At 74.7% G+C, this 19,543-nt stretch carries 19 protein-coding genes; 10 read left to right on the forward strand and 9 right to left on the reverse strand.

The window, feature by feature from the left end; all coding sequences use genetic code 11:
• Positions 1-67 precede the first annotated feature (67 nt).
• From EDF38_RS03360 to EDF38_RS03370, 3 genes are all read right to left on the reverse strand, one after another.
• Entirely contained in the window at positions 68-1,555 is a 1,488-nt protein-coding gene (locus tag EDF38_RS03360) for a DHA2 family efflux MFS transporter permease subunit (RefSeq protein ID WP_123353983.1), read from the reverse strand.
• Between the two features lie 126 nt (positions 1,556-1,681).
• Positions 1,682-2,557: an ABC transporter permease subunit gene (locus tag EDF38_RS03365; RefSeq protein ID WP_123353984.1), complete on the reverse strand. Its 876-nt coding sequence runs from the start codon at positions 2,555-2,557 to the stop codon at positions 1,682-1,684.
• The gene (locus EDF38_RS03370; protein WP_123353985.1) at positions 2,554-3,507 is read right to left on the reverse strand and encodes an ABC transporter ATP-binding protein; all 954 of its coding nucleotides are present in this window, start codon (positions 3,505-3,507) and stop codon (positions 2,554-2,556) included. The genes EDF38_RS03365 and EDF38_RS03370 overlap by 4 nt, the downstream gene beginning before the upstream one ends.
• A 229-nt stretch (positions 3,508-3,736) precedes the next feature.
• On the opposite strand from EDF38_RS03370, the gene EDF38_RS16020 reads away from it, so the two are divergent.
• From EDF38_RS16020 to EDF38_RS03385, 3 genes are read left to right on the forward strand one after another with little or no spacing between them, the layout of a single operon-like run.
• Positions 3,737-4,414 carry a DedA family protein gene (locus tag EDF38_RS16020; RefSeq protein WP_233572174.1) on the forward strand — a complete coding sequence of 226 codons (678 nt, stop codon included), beginning with the start codon at positions 3,737-3,739 and terminating at the stop codon, positions 4,412-4,414.
• A 13-nt stretch (positions 4,415-4,427) separates the two neighbouring features.
• Positions 4,428-5,111 carry a nucleoside/nucleotide kinase family protein gene (locus tag EDF38_RS03380; protein WP_199734561.1) on the forward strand — a complete coding sequence of 228 codons (684 nt, stop codon included), beginning with the start codon at positions 4,428-4,430 and terminating at the stop codon, positions 5,109-5,111.
• 11 nt (positions 5,112-5,122) lie between these two features.
• On the forward strand, positions 5,123-5,791 hold the full coding sequence (locus tag EDF38_RS03385; RefSeq protein WP_123354994.1) for a histidine phosphatase family protein: 669 nt from the start codon (positions 5,123-5,125) through the stop codon (positions 5,789-5,791).
• Here the strand turns inward: EDF38_RS03385 and EDF38_RS03390 are convergent.
• Positions 5,788-7,008, reverse strand: coding sequence for a hypothetical protein (locus tag EDF38_RS03390; protein WP_123353987.1), 1,221 nt, complete (start codon positions 7,006-7,008; stop codon positions 5,788-5,790). The two genes, EDF38_RS03385 and EDF38_RS03390, sit on opposite strands and share 4 nt — an antisense overlap.
• Before the next feature lie 162 nt (positions 7,009-7,170).
• Here EDF38_RS03390 and EDF38_RS03395 point away from each other — a divergent pair, with 162 nt between their 5' ends.
• The 4 genes from EDF38_RS03395 (at position 7,171) to EDF38_RS03410 (ending at position 10,359) form a co-directional block, all read left to right on the forward strand.
• Complete coding sequence (locus tag EDF38_RS03395) at positions 7,171-7,626, forward strand: MarR family winged helix-turn-helix transcriptional regulator (RefSeq protein ID WP_123353988.1); 456 nt, start codon at positions 7,171-7,173, stop codon at positions 7,624-7,626.
• A gap of 284 nt (positions 7,627-7,910) precedes the next feature.
• Complete coding sequence (locus EDF38_RS03400) at positions 7,911-9,308, forward strand: M23 family metallopeptidase (RefSeq protein ID WP_123353989.1); 1,398 nt, start codon at positions 7,911-7,913, stop codon at positions 9,306-9,308.
• Between the two features lie 108 nt (positions 9,309-9,416).
• Positions 9,417-9,941 carry a GNAT family N-acetyltransferase gene (locus EDF38_RS03405; protein ID WP_233572176.1) on the forward strand — a complete coding sequence of 175 codons (525 nt, stop codon included), beginning with the start codon at positions 9,417-9,419 and terminating at the stop codon, positions 9,939-9,941.
• A gap of 58 nt (positions 9,942-9,999) precedes the next feature.
• Positions 10,000-10,359 carry a hypothetical protein gene (locus EDF38_RS03410; protein ID WP_123353990.1) on the forward strand — a complete coding sequence of 120 codons (360 nt, stop codon included), beginning with the start codon at positions 10,000-10,002 and terminating at the stop codon, positions 10,357-10,359.
• Between the two features lie 35 nt (positions 10,360-10,394).
• On the opposite strand, the gene EDF38_RS03415 is transcribed toward EDF38_RS03410, so the two are convergent.
• The 5 genes from EDF38_RS03415 to EDF38_RS03435 form a co-directional block, all read right to left on the reverse strand.
• Positions 10,395-11,324, reverse strand: coding sequence for a hypothetical protein (locus EDF38_RS03415; RefSeq protein WP_123353991.1), 930 nt, complete (start codon positions 11,322-11,324; stop codon positions 10,395-10,397).
• A gap of 53 nt (positions 11,325-11,377) precedes the next feature.
• Positions 11,378-12,250, reverse strand: coding sequence for a DNA/RNA non-specific endonuclease (locus EDF38_RS03420; protein WP_123353992.1), 873 nt, complete (start codon positions 12,248-12,250; stop codon positions 11,378-11,380).
• Positions 12,251-12,331: 81 nt separating this feature from the next.
• Positions 12,332-13,426: a glutamate--cysteine ligase gene (locus tag EDF38_RS03425; protein WP_123353993.1), complete on the reverse strand. Its 1,095-nt coding sequence runs from the start codon at positions 13,424-13,426 to the stop codon at positions 12,332-12,334.
• 196 nt (positions 13,427-13,622) lie between these two features.
• Positions 13,623-14,267, reverse strand: a complete 645-nt coding sequence (locus EDF38_RS03430) for a PadR family transcriptional regulator (protein ID WP_123353994.1) — start codon at positions 14,265-14,267, stop codon at positions 13,623-13,625.
• A gap of 209 nt (positions 14,268-14,476) precedes the next feature.
• The gene (locus EDF38_RS03435) at positions 14,477-15,355 is read right to left on the reverse strand and encodes a CoA ester lyase (RefSeq protein ID WP_123353995.1); all 879 of its coding nucleotides are present in this window, start codon (positions 15,353-15,355) and stop codon (positions 14,477-14,479) included.
• A 211-nt stretch (positions 15,356-15,566) separates the two neighbouring features.
• On the opposite strand from EDF38_RS03435, the gene EDF38_RS03440 reads away from it, so the two are divergent.
• The 3 genes from EDF38_RS03440 (at position 15,567) to EDF38_RS03450 (ending at position 19,543) form a co-directional block, all read left to right on the forward strand.
• Positions 15,567-17,261 carry a hypothetical protein gene (locus EDF38_RS03440; protein WP_123353996.1) on the forward strand — a complete coding sequence of 565 codons (1,695 nt, stop codon included), beginning with the start codon at positions 15,567-15,569 and terminating at the stop codon, positions 17,259-17,261.
• Positions 17,262-17,382: 121 nt separating this feature from the next.
• Positions 17,383-18,102, forward strand: coding sequence for a hypothetical protein (locus tag EDF38_RS03445; protein ID WP_123353997.1), 720 nt, complete (start codon positions 17,383-17,385; stop codon positions 18,100-18,102).
• 142 nt (positions 18,103-18,244) lie between these two features.
• Complete coding sequence (locus tag EDF38_RS03450; RefSeq protein ID WP_123353998.1) at positions 18,245-19,543, forward strand: Nramp family divalent metal transporter; 1,299 nt, start codon at positions 18,245-18,247, stop codon at positions 19,541-19,543.

Here is a 19,543-nt window from a genome sequence, read left to right on the forward strand (position 1 = left end):
CCGGTGCGCGGTGTGCATCCGTGCAGAGGGTGCACGAACACCGGGCGACGCTACCCCCGGAGCGCGGCTAGTGCGCGACGATCGGCTCGGCGCCCTCGGTCACCGGCGGGCGTCGGACGAAGAACGCCCCGACCACGGCGAAGAGCGAGATGACCGCGCCGACGAGGAACGCGGCGCGGACGCCCGCGCTGGCGGCGGCGATGTCACCGGCACCGCCGCTCGCGGCCGAGACCGTGGCGAGGGTCATGACGGTCACGAAGACGGCCGTGCCGGCGGCGCCGGCCACCTGCTGCACCGTGCCGACGATCGCGCTGCCGTGCGAGTAGAGCTTGCCGGGCAGCGAGCCGAGGCCGGAGGTGAAGAGGGGCGTGAACATGAGGGCGAGGCCGACGCTGAGCGCGACGTGGGCAGCCAGCACGAGCGGGATCGGCGTGAACTCCGACACGGTCGAGAGGAACCACAGCACCGCGCTGACGAGCATCGTGCCGGGCACGAGCAGCACGGTCGGGCCGTGCTTGTCGAAGATCCGACCGACGATCGGCGACAGCACGCCCTGCAGCAGGCCGCCGGGCAGCAGCAGCAGGCCGGTGGCGAGCGGGTCGAGGCCGTGGACGTTCTGCAGGTAGATCGGCAGCACGATCAGCGTGCCGAAGAGCGCGATCATGCCGACGCCGAGCACGAGCACCGAGGTCGTGAAGGTGCGCGAGAGGAAGGTGCGGAGGTCGAGGAGCGCCTTGTCGTCACGCTGCAGGGCCCGCTGGCGCAGGACGAAGGCGAGCAGGGCGACGACGCCGACGCCGATCGGCACCCACGCCGGCACGGCGGCCTCGGCGCCCTCGCCGATCGAGCTGAGGCCGAAGACGATGCCGCCGAAGGCGAACGCCGAGAGGATCACCGAGAGCACGTCGAGCGGGACCTTGCGGGGGGTCGTGACGTTCTTGACCCGCACGGCGCCGAGGGCCAGGGCGGCGAGGGCGATGGGCAGCACGATGATGAACATGAAGCGCCACTCGAGGACGCTGAGGATGACGCCGGAGATGGTCGGGCCGATGGCCGGGGCGACCGAGATGACGATCGAGATGTTGCCCATCGTGCGGCCGCGCGTCGCGGCGGGAACGAGCGTCAGCACCGTCGTCATCAGCAGCGGCATCATGATCGCCGTGCCGGAGGCCTGGACGATGCGGCCCATCAGCAGGACGCCGAAGCCGGGCGCGATCGCCGAGATGGCCGTGCCGAGGCTGAAGAGGCTCATCGCGGTGATGAACACGGGGCGCGTGTTGAAGCGCTGCAGGAGGAAGCCGGTGATCGGGATGACGACGGCCATCGTCAGCATGAATCCGGTCGTCAGCCACTGGCCGGCCGTGACGGTGATGTCGAGGTCGCGCGTGAGGCTGGGCAGCGCCACGCCCATGATCGTCTCGTTGAGGATGACGACGAACGCGGAGACGAGCAGCAGTCCGATGACGAGCTTGTTGCGCGCGGCGAGGCTCGCGTCGTCGCCGGGGGCGGCGTCGCCCGCGGGCGCGGAGGTGGGGGCGGCGGTGTCGCTCGTCATGTGATCTCCCAGGAGGGGCAGGCGGGTGGCGGTCCGTCTCTCCGTCGAGACCGCAGATGCAGCGTCCGAACCATCTGGTTCATTCCCGATCCGCGCGACGCGCCGAGGAGGCCGCCACCCGGGGGGTCAGACGTCCCGCCGCTTGGCCAGCGTCAGCGCGAGGCCGAACAGCACGACGACCCAGCCGACGAGCACGAGCAGCGCCTGCCAGGGCTCGAGCACCACGGCGCCGTCGAGGGCCGGCGCGCTGAGCACCGACGCGCCGTCGACCGGGTAGTCGTAGAGCCTCGTGCCGGCCTGCGGCGGGGTGAACTCGTACAGCGTGTAGATCCAGGCCTTCGCGATGAGGCCCTGGGCGATGCCGAAGATGATCGGCAGCACGAACACCACGCCGATCGCCGCGGCGATGCCGCCGGCGCCGTTGCGGATGATCGCCCCGAGCCCGAAGGCGATCATCGCGGTGAAGGCGACGGTGGCGGCGGCGCCCACGACCGACTGCCAGAGCCGGCCGTCGGAGAGGTCGACGTCGATGCCCTGACCCGACAGCAGCGGCGTCGCGACGAGGAGTCCGACGGCGAGCGAGAGCAGCGAGACCACGAAGGTGGTCGAGCCCACGAGGACGACCTTGGCCACGAGCGCCGACGTGCGACGGGGCACCGCCGCGAACGTGGAGCGGATCATGCCCGTGCCGTACTCGCCGGTGATGACGAGGGCGCCGAGCACCGCGGCGACGAGCTGGGCGAACGGCGAGCCGAAGGTGATGATCGTCACCGCGATCGACTGCTGCTGCTCGGGCGTCGCGTCGGTCGAGGAGAAGGCCGACGAGAGCGCGGCGCCCAGGGCGGCGAAGCCGACGAGGATGACGACGATCACCGCGAAGCACCAGGCGGTCGACCGCAGGCTGCGCAGCTTGATCCACTCGGAGCGGAGGACGTGGCCGAAGCTGACGCCCGAGCCGGTCGCGTGGGCGTGGGTCGTGCGGGTGGTGGTGGCCGTGCTCATCGCTTCGCTCCCGAGGTCGTGGCGGACGCGTCGGGCGCGGGCGTGCCGCCCGCGTGGTACTCGACGCTGTCCTGGGTCAGGGTCATGTAGGCCTCCTCGAGGGAGCGGACGAGCGGGGTCAGCTCGTGCAGGACGATGCCCTGCGCGGCCGCCGCCTCGCCGACCTGCGCGGCGGTGACGCCCCGGAGGTCGAGGGCGCCGTCGTCCGTGGTCGTCGCGACGACCTCGGTGCGCGCCCGCAGCAGCTCCGACAGCTGGGCGAGGTGCGGGCTGCGGACGCGGACGCCGTCGCCCGAGGCCTGGGCGATGACGGTGCTGACCGGTGCGTCGGCGAGGACGCGCCCCCGGCCGAGCACGATGAGGTGGTCGGCGGTCTGCGCCATCTCGCTCATGAGGTGCGACGAGAGGAACACGGTGCGGCCCTCGCTCGCCAGGTGGCGCGCGAGAGTGCGCACCCAGACGACGCCCTCGGGGTCGAGGCCGTTGACGGGCTCGTCGAAGATGACGGTCGCCGGGTCGCCGAGCAGGGCGGCGGCGATGCCGAGGCGCTGGCCCATGCCGAGCGAGAACCCGCCGACGCGCTTCTTCGCGACCGACTCGAGGCCGGTGAGGGCGATCACCTCGCGGACGCGGGCCTTGCCGATGCCGTGCGTGGCGGCCATGGCGAGGAGGTGGTCGGCGGCGCTGCGGCCGCTGTGCACGGCCTTGGCGTCGAGCAGCACGCCCACCTCGCGGAGCGGCGCGCGGTGCTCGGCGTAGGGCCGGCCGTTGACCGTCACCGAGCCGGACGTCGGCCGGTCGAGCCCGACGATCATGCGCATCGTCGTCGACTTGCCGGCGCCGTTCGGTCCGAGGAAGCCGGTGACGACCCCGGGGCGGACGGTGAAGCTGACGTCGTCGAGCGCCACCTTCGAGCCGTATCTCTTCGTGAGCGATCGAGCTTCGATCATGCGGGTCGTGCCTCTCGTCGTGGTTCTCGTCCCGCCGACCGGCGCGCGCCGTCGCACGCCGGGTCGCCGGCCTGCGTCGAGCCTAGGAGCGACCGTCCCCGGGGGCATCACCCGACCGGACGACCCTCGGCCCCGCCCCGTGCGACGACCGGGGGAGGCGCCTCCTCCGCACGGTGCGCGAGCGGCCGGGCCCCGCCGGTCGCCGTCGTCGGCACGTTACAGTCGTGCGGTGACGACAGCCTCCCTCCTCGCCTCCCTGCCCGCCGCCTCCGGAGGGTTCCTGCTCTTCGACCCCGAGGCGCTGCTGCCCGCGCTCGGCCCGTGGGCGCTGGCCGGCATCTCGCTCATGGTCTTCATCGAGTCGGGCGTGCTGTTCCCCTTCCTCCCCGGCGACTCCCTCCTCTTCACCGCGGGGCTGCTGCACGAGGCCCTCGGCCTGCAGGTCTGGGTCATCGCGCTCTGCGCGTTCGTCGCGGCCTTCCTCGGCGACCAGGTCGGCTTCTTCCTCGGGCACACCTTCGGCCGCAAGTGGTTCAAGCCCGACGCGCGGATCCTCAAGACGGCGCACCTCGAGAAGGCCGAGGCCTTCTTCGCCAAGTACGGCGGGCTGTCGCTGGTGCTCGGCCGCTTCGTGCCGATCGTCCGCACCTACGTGCCGCTCGCCGCGGGCACCGCGAACTACCGGTACCGGAAGTTCATCGCCTTCAACGTGATCGGCGCCTTCCTCTGGGCCGTCGGCGTGACGGTGCTCGGCTCGCTTCTCGGCGACGTGCCGATCATCCGCGACCACGTCGACGTCTGGGCGATCGTGATCGTGTTCGTCTCGGTGGCGCCGATCCTCGTCACCGTCCTCCGCAAGACCCTCGTCAGCCGTCGCGAGAAGCGCGTCACGACGCCCGGCGCCTGAGCGGGCCGCGGCCGTGCTGACCGGACGGGACGCCCTGCTGGCGCGCGTCGACGTGCTGCGGGCCGCGGCCGGCGGCGGGCGGGTGCTGCTCGGCCTGGCCGGGGAGCCCGGCAGCGGCAAGAGCACGGTCGCCGTCCTCCTGGCGGAGGCGCTGGTCGCCCGAGGCGTCCCCGCGGCCGTCGTGCCCATGGACGGCTGGCACCTCTCCGGCCGCGAGCTCGCCCGCCTCGGCCGGGCCGGGCGCAAGGGCGCGCCCGACACGTTCGACGCGGGCGGGTACCTCGCCCTCCTGCGGCGGCTCCGCCTCGACGCCGCCGAGACCGTCTGGGCCCCCGACTTCCGCCGGGAGATCGAGGAGGCGGTGGCCGGGTCGGTCGCCGTCGACCCGGCCGTGCAGGTGGTCGTCAGCGAGGGCAACTACCTGCTCGTCGACGACGGGTCGTGGCGAGGGGTCGCCGACGCCTTCGACGCGGTGTGGTTCGTCGACGCCCCGGCCGACGAGCGCCTCCGCTGGCTCGTCGCGCGGCACGAGCGGTACGGCAAGACGCCGGAGGCAGCGCTCGCCTGGGCGACGGGGCCGGACGAGGCCAACGCCCGCCTGGTGCGCTCGACCCGAGGCCGCGCCGACGACGAGGTCGACGGGGCCGCCCTGTGGGCCGAGGCCGCCGCGGAGCGCGCTGTCGGCGGTCGCCCGTAGGCTCGTCGATCATGCGCCTCCTCCTCATCCGCCACGGCCAGACGCCCGACAACGTCCGGGGCGACCTGGGCACGACCGTCCCCGGGCCGGGCCTCACGGCGCTCGGCCTCCGCCAGGCGGCGGCGCTGCCGGAGGCGCTCGCCGACGAGCGCATCGGCGCCCTCTACGTGAGCAGCATGGTCCGCACGCACCTGACGGCGGCACCGCTGGCCGAGGCCCGCGGCCTCGTCCCGGTCGTGCTCGACGAGCTGCGCGAGGTCGGCGCCGGCGACCTCGAGATGCGCAGCGACCACGACGCCGTCACGGCCTACCTCGGCACGGTCGTCGCCTGGGTCGAGGGCGACCTCGACCGGCGGATGCCGGGCGGCGGCGACGGCCACGAGTTCTTCGGTCGCTACGACCGCGGCGTGGCGCTGGCCGTCGCGTCCGGTCACGGCACCGTGGCGATCGTCAGCCACGGCGCGGCCATCCGTGGCTGGGTCGGTGCGCGCTCCACGGGCGGCAGCCCCGCCTTCGCCCGCGACCACTCGCTCGACAACACGGGCGTCGTCGCGCTGGAGGGCGACCCCGAGGCGGGCTTCCGGCTCGTCAGCTGGCAGGGCGAGCCCGTGGGCGGGCCCGGGCTCGACGACCCGGCCGCGCTCGACCCGACCGGCGAGCCCGCCGAGGTCGACGCCTAGGCCGCGACGACCTCGTCCTCCTCGGTGACCTCGGCCCGCTCGTCGGCGAGGCGGGTGCGGCGGCGGCTCCAGGCGTGCGTGAGCACGGCGAGGCCGACGCCGGCCGCGAGCCAGAGCGCGAGCACGAGGCCGTCCCGCCCGATGCCCTGGGCGGGGAAGTAGACGACGGTCTGGGTGGCGTGCAGCCAGGCCGAGCCGTTCCAGAACGCGGACAACGCCGAGAAGAAGGACGGCACGAGCTGCGCCGCGAAGACGCCGCCCGAGCTCGTGAAGTTGAGCATGACGAAGAGCATCGTCAGCACAGGCGTCGTCCAGTGCCGCAGCAGGGGGTGCAGGCCCACCCCGACGACGACGATCCCGCTGACGTACAGCCAGCTGAGCAGCCAGAGCGGCCACAGTGCGTGGTCGACGATGCCGTAGACGGGGCCGACGACGACGGTGCCGATCGCGGCGACGAGCGCCGCGGTGCCGACGGCGATGCCGAGGCGCGTGGCGAGGCCGGTGCGCGAGGCGGCGACGACGGCCGAGATCGCGGCGGCGCTGGCGTACCCGCCGACGCTGAGCGCGACCATGAGGAAGAACAGGCCCTGGCCGGTGGGGTCGCCCTCGCCCGTCGGCACGACGTCGTCGACCTGCACGGGCAGGTGCTGTCGGTAGGCGATGGGCAGGAAGACCTTCTCCACGACCGAGGCGGTCGTGTCGCTCGCGGCGCTCGAGACGGAGATCGTCGCGTCGGTCGCCGTCGCCTCGTAGGAGGCGACGACGTCGCGGCTCTCGATCAGGGCGCGGGCCGCGGCGGCGTCGGGCACCGTCCGCACGTCCAGGGCCTCGGGCGCCGAGTCGTTGAGGGACTGCGCGAAGACCTCGGACTCGGCGGAGGAGCCGACGACGGCCACCGGCAGGTGGTGCGGCGTCGGCTGGCCGAAGGCGCCGAGGTACGCCAGGGCCATGCCCGCGGCGAGGAACAGGGGGATGAGCAGGTGCAGCCCGAGGCCACGCCAGAAGGAGGCGCCCGGCAGCGACCGGCGGGGCCGGCGTCGCTCGTTCAGGTGGATGTGGACGCTGTGGCCCCCCGTGCCCGCGGGGACGGCGCGGGCGACGTCCTCTCCTGAGCCGACGACGGGGAAGCCGCCGCGGTCGGGCTCACCGGGGTGCCCGCCCGGCCGCGGCTCGCGGAGGGCGACTCGACCGGACGGTTCGGACTGGGGTGACGACACGGGGCTCCTCGGGGGTGGACGGTGTGCAGGCGGTCGGCCTGCGCGACGACGAACCCCTTTGTTGCATCGTGCAACTCATGACTGTACGCCTCCGCGTCGTGCGGCGCCAGCGGTCGTCCTGGGCGAGCGTCCCGACCGGCGTGCGGTCGTTAGGCTCGGCCCATGACGCGCGACACGAGGCAGGACGGGGCGGACCGGGCGGAGATCGACCGCGTCTACTCCGAGCTCGAGCGGGTCTCACGACGCGCCGTGGCGCGGGCGCGTCGCCGCAGCGCGCCCCTGTCGTTCGTGGAGCACTCGCTCGTCACCTTCATCGCGACCCACCCGGGCTGCCGCGCCGTCGACATCGCCGCGGACTTCGGGCTCAACCGCTCCACCGTGTCGCGGCAGCTCGCCGGGCTGCTCGAGCTGGGCCTCGTCTCGACCGGCGGCGAGGGCGAGGCCGACGGGCGCCGCGGCCAGGTCCTGTCGCTGACGCCGCGCGGCGACGAGCTGCTGGCCCGCTCGACGGAGGCGAACCGGGCGGCGCTCGCCGAGACCCTCGGCGAGTGGCGGCCCGCCGAGATCGCCGACCTGGCGGCCGCGCTGCGTCGCCTGAACTCGGCCTTCGAGGGCTGAGCGAGGGGCTCGGGGACGGGGCCGCGAGGGGCGGGCGGCACTGCGCATCGTCGTGGTGGCCCGGTGATCCTCGGGGTACAGATCCGGTCACGGATGTGACTGGTGTGACTCGTGTGAACGCATGAGGACCCAGAACTGGGGACAAACTGATCGCGGGCAACCCTGGACTCCGGGTTTACCCTTCCGCGTCCCGCACCTAGGGTGGAGGAGTCCGTCGGCCGGGTGGACGCGCGCTCGATCGTGCGGAGACCGGCGATCCCCCCTGCGAGTTAGGTCCCGCCTCCGTGAGTCAGCCCCGCTCCGTCACCGCCGTCCGCGCCTCCGTCGGCACCGTCTCGACGATGCTGCTGGCCGTCGCCGTCGTGGTGGCCGGGGTGCTCGTGGGAGGTTCGCCCGCGCAGGCGGCCGGCTACCCGAGCTGGGACGACGTCACCGCCGCCCGCGCGAACGAGTCGTCGAAGGCCGCGCAGATCTCCGAGCTGCAGGGGCTGCTCACGGGCCTCCAGACCGACGCCGCGAACGCGCAGAGCGAGGCCGAGCGCCTCGGCGCTCTCTTCCAGCAGGCGCAGGACGCCGCCGACACCGGCGCCGCGAAGCTCGCCGAGCTCGAGTCCCAGGTCGCCGAGCAGGAGGCCGTCGCCGACGAGAGCGAGCGGCGTGCGGGCCAGGTCTCGGCGCAGCTCGCCCGAACGGGCGGCGGCGACGTCTCGACCCAGATCGTGGCCGAGGGCGACGCCGCCGACGACCTCCTCTACCGTCTCGGCGCCATGAGCAAGATCACCGAGCAGGCCGAGGGCATCCGCCAGCAGGCCGTCTCCGACCGCAACGTCGCGCAGTCGCTGAGCGACCAGGCGAAGGTCGCGAAGGAGGCGCTGGTCGGCCTCCGCGACGACGCCGAGGCCTCGATGTCCGAGGCTCAGGCGGCCTCCGACGCCGCTGCCGCCGCGGTGGCCGCTCAGCAGGAGAACGAGTCCCGCCTGCAGGCCCAGCTCGCGTCGCTGCAGAGCGCCACGGCCGTCACCGAGGAGCAGTACCAGGCCGGGGTCGAGGCGGAGAAGGCCCGCCTCGCCGCCGAGAAGGCCGCCCGGGAGGCCGAGCTGGCCCGTCAGGCCGAGGAGCTCCGTCAGCAGCAGGCCGCCGCCGCTGCCGCCGCGGCCGCCGCCGCTGCCGCCGCGGCCGCCGCGGCTGCCGCCCGCCCGGCGCCCTCGCCCAGCGCCCCGGCGCCGAGCTCGCCGGCCCCGAGCAGCCCCGCCCCCGCGCCGTCGACCGGCGGAGGCGGCTGGGTCCGACCGAGCGCCGGCTACATGTCGAGCGGGTACGGCATGCGCGTGAACCCCGTGACCGGCATCTACCGCATGCACGACGGCATCGACCTGGCCCCGGGCTGCGGCTCGCCGATCTACGCCGCCGCCTCGGGCACGGTCAGCTACGCCGGCTCGTACGGCGGCTACGGCAACTACGTCCGCGTCGGCCACGCCGGCGGCGTGAGCACGGCCTACGGACACATCGTCAACGGCGGCATCCGCGTCTCGGTCGGCCAGTCGGTCGTCGCGGGCCAGCTCATCGCCCTCGTGGGCTCGACCGGCAACTCGACCGGCTGCCACCTCCACTTCGAGACCCGCAACGGCGGCGTCTCGACGAACCCGGTGCCGTTCATGGCGGCGCGGGGCATCTACTTCTAGGCCGTCGTCGGGGCGCCGCCTCGCAGGTCGGACGCCCGACGCGAGGCGGGGGCCGCAGCGGCCGGCGACCGTCGTCGAGGGACCTCCTCGAGGTGGCATGATCGACCGGTGACGAACACCGCCCTGCCCCCGCTCCACACCGCCCTCGTCGACTACGACGACCCCCGGGCCGCGGAGCTCCGCGCCCGCATGGACGCCGAGATGACCGCCGTCTACGGCCTGGGCCGCGAGCCCGAGCCCGTCGAGGTCGTCGCGGCCCGCGACGCCGCCCTCCACGTGCACCCCGAGAACGTCCGGGCGACCCTGCTCGTCGTCGACCCCGAGGGCACGGCCCTCGGCCACGCCGTCCTGTACGACCGCGACGGGCAGTGGGAGGTCAAGCGGGTCATCGTCGACGCCTCGCAGCGCGGCCGCGGCATCGGGCGCCTGCTCATGGCGGCGCTCGAGCGGGTCGCCGGGGAGGGCGGGGCCGAGCGGATGATCCTCCAGACCGGCGACCGTCAGCCCGACGCCGTCGCGCTGTACGAGAAGGTCGGCTGGACGCCGATCCCGACCTACGAGCCCTACGTCACGACCATCCCGCAGTCGATCTGCTTCGAGAAGCGCCTCGACCGCGGCGTCGCCGGGCGCTGACCCGGCCGACGACGGCCCGGGGCCGCGCCGCGGGCCGCCGCGGGTTAAGGTGGGCTCCGTGATCACGAGACGAGACGCTGCGCAGCAGCTCGACATCCCGATCGAGATGGCCGTGCGCCACGGGATCCCCGCCCGGCTGACGGTCGACGAGCTCGTCGCCCTCGAGAAGCAGCCGCCCGCCTGGCTGGTGCAGTCGAGGGCCAACCGCACCGGCAAGCCGGTCTGGGTCGACCTCGCCTGCGTCGTCTGCGGGTACCACGAGGCGGCCCGGCCGAAGAAGTGGTGGCCCGACTACACCTGGCTCAGCTGCGACGACCACCACGCCGACGAGCTGCCCGAGCCCGAGCCCGGGACGGCCCGCAGCGAGGTCGACGGCATCGGCAGTCGCTTCGTGGCCATCGTCGACACGCGGCCGTAGCCCGCGACCCGGAGGCCGCGCCCGCGGCCCGCGGCTCAGAGCGCGTAACCCACGGACGCCGGCGACTCGAGGCCCGACAGCAGGTGCACGCACGCCTGCCGGACGTCCTCGGCGAGGAGCTGGCCGAGGATGTGCTTGTCGTGCCAGTGGACGAGGTCGGCGACGTCCACGTCGTCGACGTGGTCGGCGACGAGGTAGCTGAACGCCACGGGCGTGCCGTCCTCGTCGAGCGTGCGCCGGAAGCCGAGGGTCTCGCGGGTGGACGCGTCGACGAAGGCCTCCCAGCCGGGGTCGGCGCCGTCGGGCACGACGACCTCGACGCGGGCGTGCGCGGCGGCCGGACGAGGCGGTTCGACGCTCGTCCCGAGGTGCGCCTCCACGACGACGAGGTCGAGGTCGGCGTCGCGGGCACGGTCGTCGTCGCCGCGCGAGCCGGTCCCGTCGGGGGCGGGCCGGGCGAGCGACGGCGTGCTCACGTCGAGGCCCGCGGCCACGTCGGCGACCACGTGCGCCGCCGCGCGGTCGAGCACGTCGTCGAGCGCGTCGAGGCGCCGGGCGGCGACCCGCAGCCACGACTCGAGCGCGGCCGCCTCGGGGGCTTCGTAGGCGCTCCCGTCGAGCGAGTGCACGGCGAAGGAGGCGGCCTCGACCGACCACTCCCACGAGAGCACCACGCGGGTCAGGGCGCCCGGCCGGGGCAGCAGGGCGAGGGTGCCGAGGCGCAGGCCGGAGGCGTAGTGCAGCTCGGGCTCGTGCAGCAGATGACGGACGTCGTCGGCCGCGCGCCGGGCGAGCGCCGGGACGGCCACGCGGACGGTCACGTCGCGCCAGCCGGTCGCCCGGGCGGGCACGCCGTCGCGGTGCCTCGGGATCGTCAGGGCCCGGGCCATGTCACGCGGCAGCGGCGCCGCGGGCGCGACCCGACGGGGCCGGCCGGCCGGGGGGATCGAGTCGGTGGAGGACATGGACGACGATCTTGCCAGGCCCACCTGCGCGTCAGCGGCGGAGCGCCGGACGCTCAGAACGTCAGCTGGTCGACGGAGTCGAGCGGCACCCAGCCGGGGCGGAACCCGTCGGGCGGCTCGATCGTGGGCACGGTCTGCAGCGAGTCGGCCTCCGCCAGCTGGGCGAGCTCGAGCCCGGTCAGCGCGGCGATGTCGCGCACGGGCACCTGGAAGGTGCGGTACGGGCCGAGCGGCGGCGGGGAGTCGCTCGCCTGGGCCGCCGCGAAGGCCTCCTCGAGGTCGGCGCCCTCGAGCTCCGACGACTGGTCGAGGACGTAGCCCGCCGTGCGCAGGGCGGCGCCGTCCTCCGTCGCCCAGGCGGCGACCTTGAAGAAGCTGCGCGGGACGCGGACGCCGCGGTAGAGCGCGTCGTCGGCCCGCAGCACCGGCCCGGTGAAGACCGTCAGCCGCTGCTGCCAGGTCGTCGCGTACTGCAGCACCTGGTCCTCCAGGCCGAGCCAGAGCTCGCTCGACTGGTTGAACTCGCCCGCCTGGGGCGCGGCGTTCGTGTACGTGAAGGTGTCGAGGTTCGCCCGCGACGCGACCGACGCGTCGCCCCAGACCGGGTCGCGGCGCCGGACGAGGTGGCCTCGGTCGAGGTCGTTGCGGGCGTAGACCTCGGGCCCGCACTGCTGCTCGGCCGGCACGCGCTCGTCGAGGTGCCAGTCGTCGCCCCGCTCGAGGTCGACGAGCCGTGAGCCGTCGACGTTCACCGCGGTGAGGGCGGCGAGCTTGCGCTCCGGGTCGAGCAGCACGCTGAAGTGGGCGTACGGCAGGTCGACCACCGTGCGGCCGCCGGTGTCGGGGAGGGGGACCTGCACGGCGAGGAAGCCGGGGTCGTACCCGGCCGCGGAGACCGTCTCGGGCTGGCTGTCTGCGATGGTCATGCGCGCCTCCTGCGGTGTCGCCTGGTGGGTGTGGCTCCATCGTGCACCGGGCCCCCGACATCGGGCCGACCGGGCCAGGGCTCAGGCGCGCGCGACGAGCGCCGTCCGGTAGAGCTCGCCCAGCGCGGCGACGCCCCCGCGGCGGACGGCGGCCCGCTGCCGCTCCGCCCCCGTGCCGTCGGCGTGCAGCCGGTCGAGGAGGCTCCGGACGCGCTCGTGGTCGCCCTCGGCGTCGAGCGCGTCGCCGACGTGCACGAGCAGGCGGTGCACGACCTCGCGGGACCCGCGCAGCTCGAGCGCGACGGGGTCGAGCAGGTCGCCGCCGAGGCCGTCGCGCGCGGCGTGCCAGAGCCCGGCGTCGAGCAGCTCGGGGTCGACCGACGGCGGCGGGTCTCCGCGCTCGGCCTCGGCCAGCGACGTGACGACGAGCGCGCGCGACAGCGCCGCGACGAGGAGGGCCTGTCCGGCGTCGAGCTGCGCGTCGGCGACGCGGATCTCGACCGTCGGGTGCCCCTCGGCGAGCCGGGCGTTCCACCACACGGTGCGGGTGTCGTAGGTGCCGGCCACGCCGACGAGGCGGGCGAGGCGCCGGTCGTAGTCGTCCGCGTCGGCGAAGGGGGGAGGGCAGCCGCCCGACGACCACCGGCGCATGTGCATCGCCCGCCAGCTCGCGAAGCCGGTGTCGGCGCCGTGCCAGTACGGGCTGTTGCCCGTGAGCGCGAGGAGCGTCGGCAGCCAGGTGCGCACGCGGTTGAGGACGGCCACCCCGGCGTCGCGCGACGGCACGGCGACGTGGACGTGCGTGCCGTTGATGAGGTGGTCGGTCACCAGCCCGCGGAACTCCGCCTCGACCTGGTGGTACCGCTCGGAGTCGGTCACCGACGGCCACCCGGCGCACATGAAGGGGGTGCCGACCGCCGCCGCGACGACCCCGCGTCGCTCCGCCTGGGCGGCGAGCCGCGTTCGGAACGTGACGAGGTCGGCCTCGGCCTGCCCCGCGGTCGAGAAGACCGGGCTCGACCGCTCGATCTGCGAGGCGAGGAACTCGTGGCTCACGAAGCGCGACTCCCGCGCCCGCCCGAGCAGCTCGTCGTGGACGGCGGCGCCGACGTCGGAGGGCGTCAGGGTGCGCGGGTCGAGGAAGATGAACTCCTCTTCGATGCCGAACGTCGTCATGCGCCACCTCGCTGTCGGCCCCGATGGTGGCCGACGCGGGTGGGGGCCCCGTGTGAGAGCGGGGTACCGACCGGTCCGCCGGGCGTCGGACGACGACGGGGAGGCGCGGTGCAGGTCGTCCCTGCACCGCGCCTCCCCGGGGTGGTCGCGTCGCCGCGCGTCGCCGCGCTGGTCGGCGAGCCGACTGGTCGGACAGCTAGTCGGCGAGGATGGCGTAGAGCGCGCGCCGCGTCTCGTCGAGCTTCGCGATCGCCGCCGCGCGCTGCGCGTCGGTCACGCCGAAGCGGAACTGCTGGACGACGCCGAACAGCTTGCCGATGCTCTCGCGGAACTCGTCCGACCCGCCGGCCTCGCCGGCCGCGGCCGACCAGGCGGCGTCGATGGCGTCGGTCTGCTCGGCGACGTAGGCGCGGCCGGCGTCGGTCAGCGAGTACTCGCCCTTGGCGCCGGTCGCGTCGCCCTCGGTCGTGATCAGCTCTTCGTCGACGAGCTGCTGCAGCGTCGGGTAGACCGAGCCGGGGCTCGGCTTCCACGCGCCGTCGGTGCGCTCGGCGATCGCCTTGATCAGGCCGTAGCCGTTGGACGAGGCGTCGGCGAGCAGCGACAGGATCGCGAGGCGCACGTCGCCTCGGCGGGCGCGTCCGCGGCCGCCGCGATGGCCGCCGGGGCCGAAGCCGCCCGGGCCGAAGCCGGGGAACATGCCGGGCCCGAAGGCGCCCGGGCCGGGGCCGAAGCCCCGGGCGAAGGGGCGGCCGAAACGGCCGCCGCCGGCGAGGCGGTCGTGGTCGTCGCGGCGGTCGTGGCCGTGGTCGGCGTGGTCGTGGTGGGTGATGTGGTCCATGGGGACGTCCTCTCGGGGCAGGGGCGGGGCCGTGCAGGGAGCCCGTCTGTCGCGGAGCGTTCCGCGATGTGTCAAAGATATGTCGCCGACAGTCGGTTGTCAAGGATCGATCCTGGTGCCGGTCGACGGCGGGGGCGCGGCGACCGCCCGGACGACGCAAGAGGCGCACCCCGGCCGGGATGCGCCTCCTGCGTTCTCGTCCGCCCCGCCTAGCTGGCCGGGCTCACCCCGAACGCCGTGGCGAGCTTCTCGATCTTCTGGGCGCGGCCGAGGCGCGGCAGGTCGCTGCCGTCGCGGATCACGCGGCCGCGGGCCTCGAAGTCGGCGAGGAAGTCCTGCGCCCAGGCGACATCGGAGGGGGTCGGGCTGATGACCTCGTTGATGACGGGCAGCTGCTCGACGTCGAGGCAGAGCTTGCCGGTGAGGCCGAGGGCCACGGCGACGCCGGCCTGCTCGCGGAGGACGGGGTGGCTGCTGCCGACCGTCGGGCCGTCGATCGGGCCGGGCAGGCCGCCGATGCGGCTCGCGACCACGAGACGGGAGCGCGGGTAGGCCATGGCGAGGTCGTCGGCGCTCGTGCCGGTGTCGCGGCGGTAGTCGCCGCTGCCGAAGGCGAGGCGGAAGGCGCCGCGGGCCTTGGCGATCGCCGGGCTCTCCTCGATGCCGAGGGCGGACTCCACGAGGGCGAGCACGCGGACGGCGCCGCCCAGGCGGTCGAACGTCTCGGTCACGTGCTCGGGCGCCTCGGTCTTGGCGAGCATCACGCCCTGCAGGCCCGGCAGGCCGAGCAGCGCGTCGACGTCGTCCGACCAGAAGTCGGTCGAGCGGTCGTTGATGCGCACCCACGCGCTGCCGCCGCCGCGGAGCCACGCGACGACGTCGTCGCGGGCCGCGGGCTTGCGGGCGGGGTCGACGGCGTCCTCGATGTCGAGCACGACCTGGTCGGCCCGCGACGTCGACGCCGAGTCGAAGCGGTCGGGGGCGGTGCCGGGGACGAGCAGCCACGAGCGGGCGATGTCGGGGTTCGGACGGGGACGACGGCCTCCGTCGACGCGGGCGCCGGGGGCGGGCTGCGGGGTGTCGGTCATGGGACGTCCTCGTCTGTCTCGGGGGTGCGGTCGCTCCACGGTACCGGCCCGGCGGGCGGGGGACGTCGGCCCCGGCGGGCGTCGCCTCCCGACCTCGGAGGGCCGACGGGCGTACCGTTCAGCGAGATCACAGGCGCAGGATGCGCCGTCCGCCGTCGACGTGCACCACGTCCGGCACCCCGCACGAGTCCCCGAACACGAGGAGCGAACCATGACCGACGCCGACTTCCCCCCGAACGACCGCTCCCGCGACGACCGCCAGCACCACGACGACCGCCGCCCGGACGACCGCGCGGACGGGACGACGGACGGCTCGCCCGACGGCGCCCCGATCGACCACGGCCACGCCGGCGACGACGCCCCCACGGTCGACTTCGGCAGCGCGCCGCTGGCCTCGGCCTCCCACGACGGCCCGCGCGAGCCCGCGGCCGCCCCCGCCGTCGACTTCGGCGGCGTGGAGAGCACGCCGCCCGTCGACGTCGAGCAGACCGACGGCGACGCGCACGACCGCGGCCACGACGGCCACGACGGCCACGGCGCCGAGGCCGACGCCGGCCACCACCGCGACGGCGAGGGCTCGGGCGAGCTCTTCCCGCCGGCGGCCTCGCTGCCCGACGACGTCGCCACGCCGATGTCGCCCGACGGCACGACGCCCGCCGCGGCCGAGGTGCCCGCGGGCGGTGCCGGCCAGCGCGTCGACGGTCCGGTCGACGACTCAGGGACGGCCCACACGGTCGTCGCCGGCGAGGGCTCGGCGCAGCGGGACGAGACGACGACACCTGACTCCGCCACGGCCGACTCGACCGAGACCCGGGCGTTCGACGCCCCGGGTGCAGACCAGCACGACGAGAGCGCATCGGACCGCGACGGGACCGAGCACGCCGCCGAGCGCACCGACTCCGTCCCGCCGCCCGTCGTGACGCCCGTCGCCCCCGCGGCCCGCGCCTGGTCGGCAACGCCGACCGACGGCCGCGACGAGGACGGCCCCCGCCGCCCCCTCCACGACGACGAGGCGCTGCGCGCCGCCGAGGCCGCGCGCACCGAGCCCGTGACCCGTCACGACGACCGAGACGCCCCGACGGTCGCCGCACCGCTCGCCCCCGGTCAGGCGCCCGGCGCCGGCAACGGCCTCGCCGCGGGTGCCGCCGTCGGCGCCGGCGCGGCCGCCGCCGGCTCCGGCCACCGCGAGGACGACGGCCGCCTGCGCGACGCCCGCACCACCGCCTACCCGGTCTCGGACGGCGGCTCCGGCATGCCCAGCCCCACGGGCGAGCGCGACCGCACCGGCGGCTACCCGACGACCGACGACGGAGACATCGACCGCGTCGGCCTCCGCCGCGACCTGCTCGCCGAGCAGAAGGAGGAGTTCGGCGGCATGCGCTTCGGCTCCGGCCTCCTCGGCTGGTTCACGGCGACCGGCGTCGGCGTCGTGCTCTTCGCGATCTTCGCCTCGATCACCGCGGGCGTGGCGATCGCCTCGACGACCGATCCGACGCCCTTCACGATGCAGGCCTACCTGCAGCAGAACGGCGACGCGCTCTCGCTCGTCGTCGGCGTCGCGGTGCTCGTCATCGTCTTCGTCGGCTACCTCCTCGGCGGGTACACCGCGTCGCGGATGGCCCGCTTCTCCGGCGTCAAGCAGGGGATCGCGACGTGGCTCTGGGGCCTCGTCATCACCGTCGTGACCACGGTGGTCGCCGGGGTCGTGGCCGTGCAGGCCGGCGACCAGAGCGCGCCGAACCCGATGATCCCGACCACGGACGACCTCATGTCGAGCTCCGTCGAGTCGATCGTCTTCCTCGCGCTGCTCGTCGTGCTGAGCTTCGTCGGCGCCGTGCTCGGCGGGCTGCTCGGCCAGCGCTACCACCGCCGCGTCGACCGCTTCATCCCCGAGCACCAGGTCTGAGCGGCCGGGCCCGGCCGCCACCCGGCCGGACCCGCACAGCCCCGCACAGCCCCGCCCGGGCAGACTGGGGCAGGGCCACGGCCCTCCCTCACCACCCGCACCACAGACGTAAGGAACCCCGATGCGACACCTCGACCGCTCCTCACTCGCCACGAAGGCCGCCGGCGTCGTGGCGGCCGGCGCCCTCGCCCTCTCGCTGGCCGCCTGCGCCTCCACCTCGGACAGCGAGAGCAACAACACCGCCCCCACCGAGCCCGTCAACGCGACCCGGTCCGACGAGGCCGTCGGCGAGGCCACGCCCCTCGCCGCGGTCGGCGACCTCAGCGGCGGCGTCGACACGCAGGTCGAGGTCGACGCGGGCTTCGTCACGGCCCTCACGTCGCTCGGCCTCACCCCGGCCCCCGTCGGCACGGGGACCTTCGCCGACGGCACGTTCTCGTTCCCGATCACGGGCGGCAACGTCGAGTACTACGACCCGGAGGAGGACGTCCGTCCCTACGTCCAGGGCGACATCGAGCACGACGGCTCCGGCATCAGCCTGACCGCGGCCGACGGCACGGTCGTCGAGCTCACCGACTTCGAGATCGACCCCGGCGAGTCGAAGCTCTACGGCGACGTCGCGGTCGACGGCACCACCGCCGTCGAGCACGCGTACCTCTTCAACCTCTGGGGCGGCACGCTCGAGCCGCTGCAGACGGTCGGCAGCACGGCCGTGCTGACCGGCACGACGGTCCACGTGAGCCCCGACGCGGCCTCGCTGCTGAACGAGACGTTCGGCACGACGGCCGTCGCCGACGAGCTCCTCGTGGGCGTCGCGACGATCACCATCGCGACCGAGTAGGTCTCGCCGGGCGCCGGGAGGCGACCACCGGCCGGCAGGCGCGGGGTGCGGAGGACGCACGCCGCGCCTCCCGTGCGTCACGGCCCTGCCTGACGGCGAACAAAAAGATTCGGCATGCCGAAACATGGGTAGGATCTCGCTCATGCCCACGATCGACGACGCCGGGGAGGCGCGCTCCGCCGCCCTCGCTCCGCCGCCCTCCGCCCGTGCGTCCGCCGCCGCTCCCGTGCCTCGCCCTCGTCCGCGGGGCACGCTGCTCGGCCCTGCCTTCGTCGCGGCGATCGCCTACGTCGACCCGGGCAACGTCGCGGCCAACCTCACGGCCGGGGCGCAGTTCCAGTACCTGCTGCTGTGGGTGCTCGTGGCCGCGAACGCCATCGCGGTGCTCGTGCAGTACCTGTCGGCGAAGCTCGGCATCGTCACGGGCAGGTCGCTGCCCGAGGTGCTCGGCCAGCGGCTCGGGCGTCGCCGCCGCCTCGCCTTCTGGGGCCAGGCCGAGGTCGTGGCGGCCGCGACGGACGTCGCCGAGATCATCGGCGGGGCGCTCGCCCTGCAGCTGCTCTTCGGCGTGCCGCTCGTCGTGGGGGGCGTCATCACCGGAGCGGTCTCGCTCGGCCTCCTCGCCCTCACGCGGTACCGCGGCGGGCACGTCTTCCAGACCGTCGTCATCGCCCTGCTGGCCGTCCTCACCATCGGCTTCTGCGCGGGCCTGCTCTTCTCGCCGCCCTCGGCGGGCGACATGCTCGCGGGCCTCGTGCCGCGCTTCGAGGGGTCGCAGTCGGTGCTGCTCGCCGCGTCGATGCTCGGCGCCACGGTCATGCCGCACGCCGTCTACCTGCACTCGGCCCTCGTGCGCGACCACCACGGCACGGTGACCGAGGGCGCCGACCGTCGTCGCGTGCTGCGGGCCACGCGGTGGGACGTCGTCGCGGCGCTCGTCGTCGCGGGCGGCGTCAACATCTCGATGCTGGTGCTGGCCGCCTCGACCCTCCCCGGCCGCACCGGCACCGATACCATCCCCGGTGCCCACGACGCCATCGCCGACGCGCTCGGCCCGGTCGTCGGCGTGCTCTTCGCCGTGGGGCTGCTCGCCTCGGGCCTCGCGTCGACGTCGATCGGGGCCATGGCCGGGGCCGAGATCATGCACGGGCTGCTGCACGTCCGCCTGTCGCTGTGGGTGCGGCGGGTCGTCACTCTCGTGCCGGCCCTCGTCCTGCTGGCGACGGGCATCAGCCCGACCTGGCTGCTCGTGCTCAGCCAGGTCGTGCTGAGCTTCGGCATCGCGTTCGCGCTGATCCCGCTGGTGGTGCTGACGAGCGACCGCCGCCTCATGGGCACCGGGGTGAACGCCCTCGCCACCCGCGTCGCGGCCTGGGCCTGCGCGGCCGTCGTGGTGGCGCTCAACGTCGCCCTGATCTGGCTGACCGTCACCGGGGCGTAG

It is taken from the genome of Frigoribacterium sp. PhB160, from assembly GCF_003751785.1.
Lineage (GTDB): Bacteria > Actinomycetota > Actinomycetes > Actinomycetales > Microbacteriaceae > Frigoribacterium.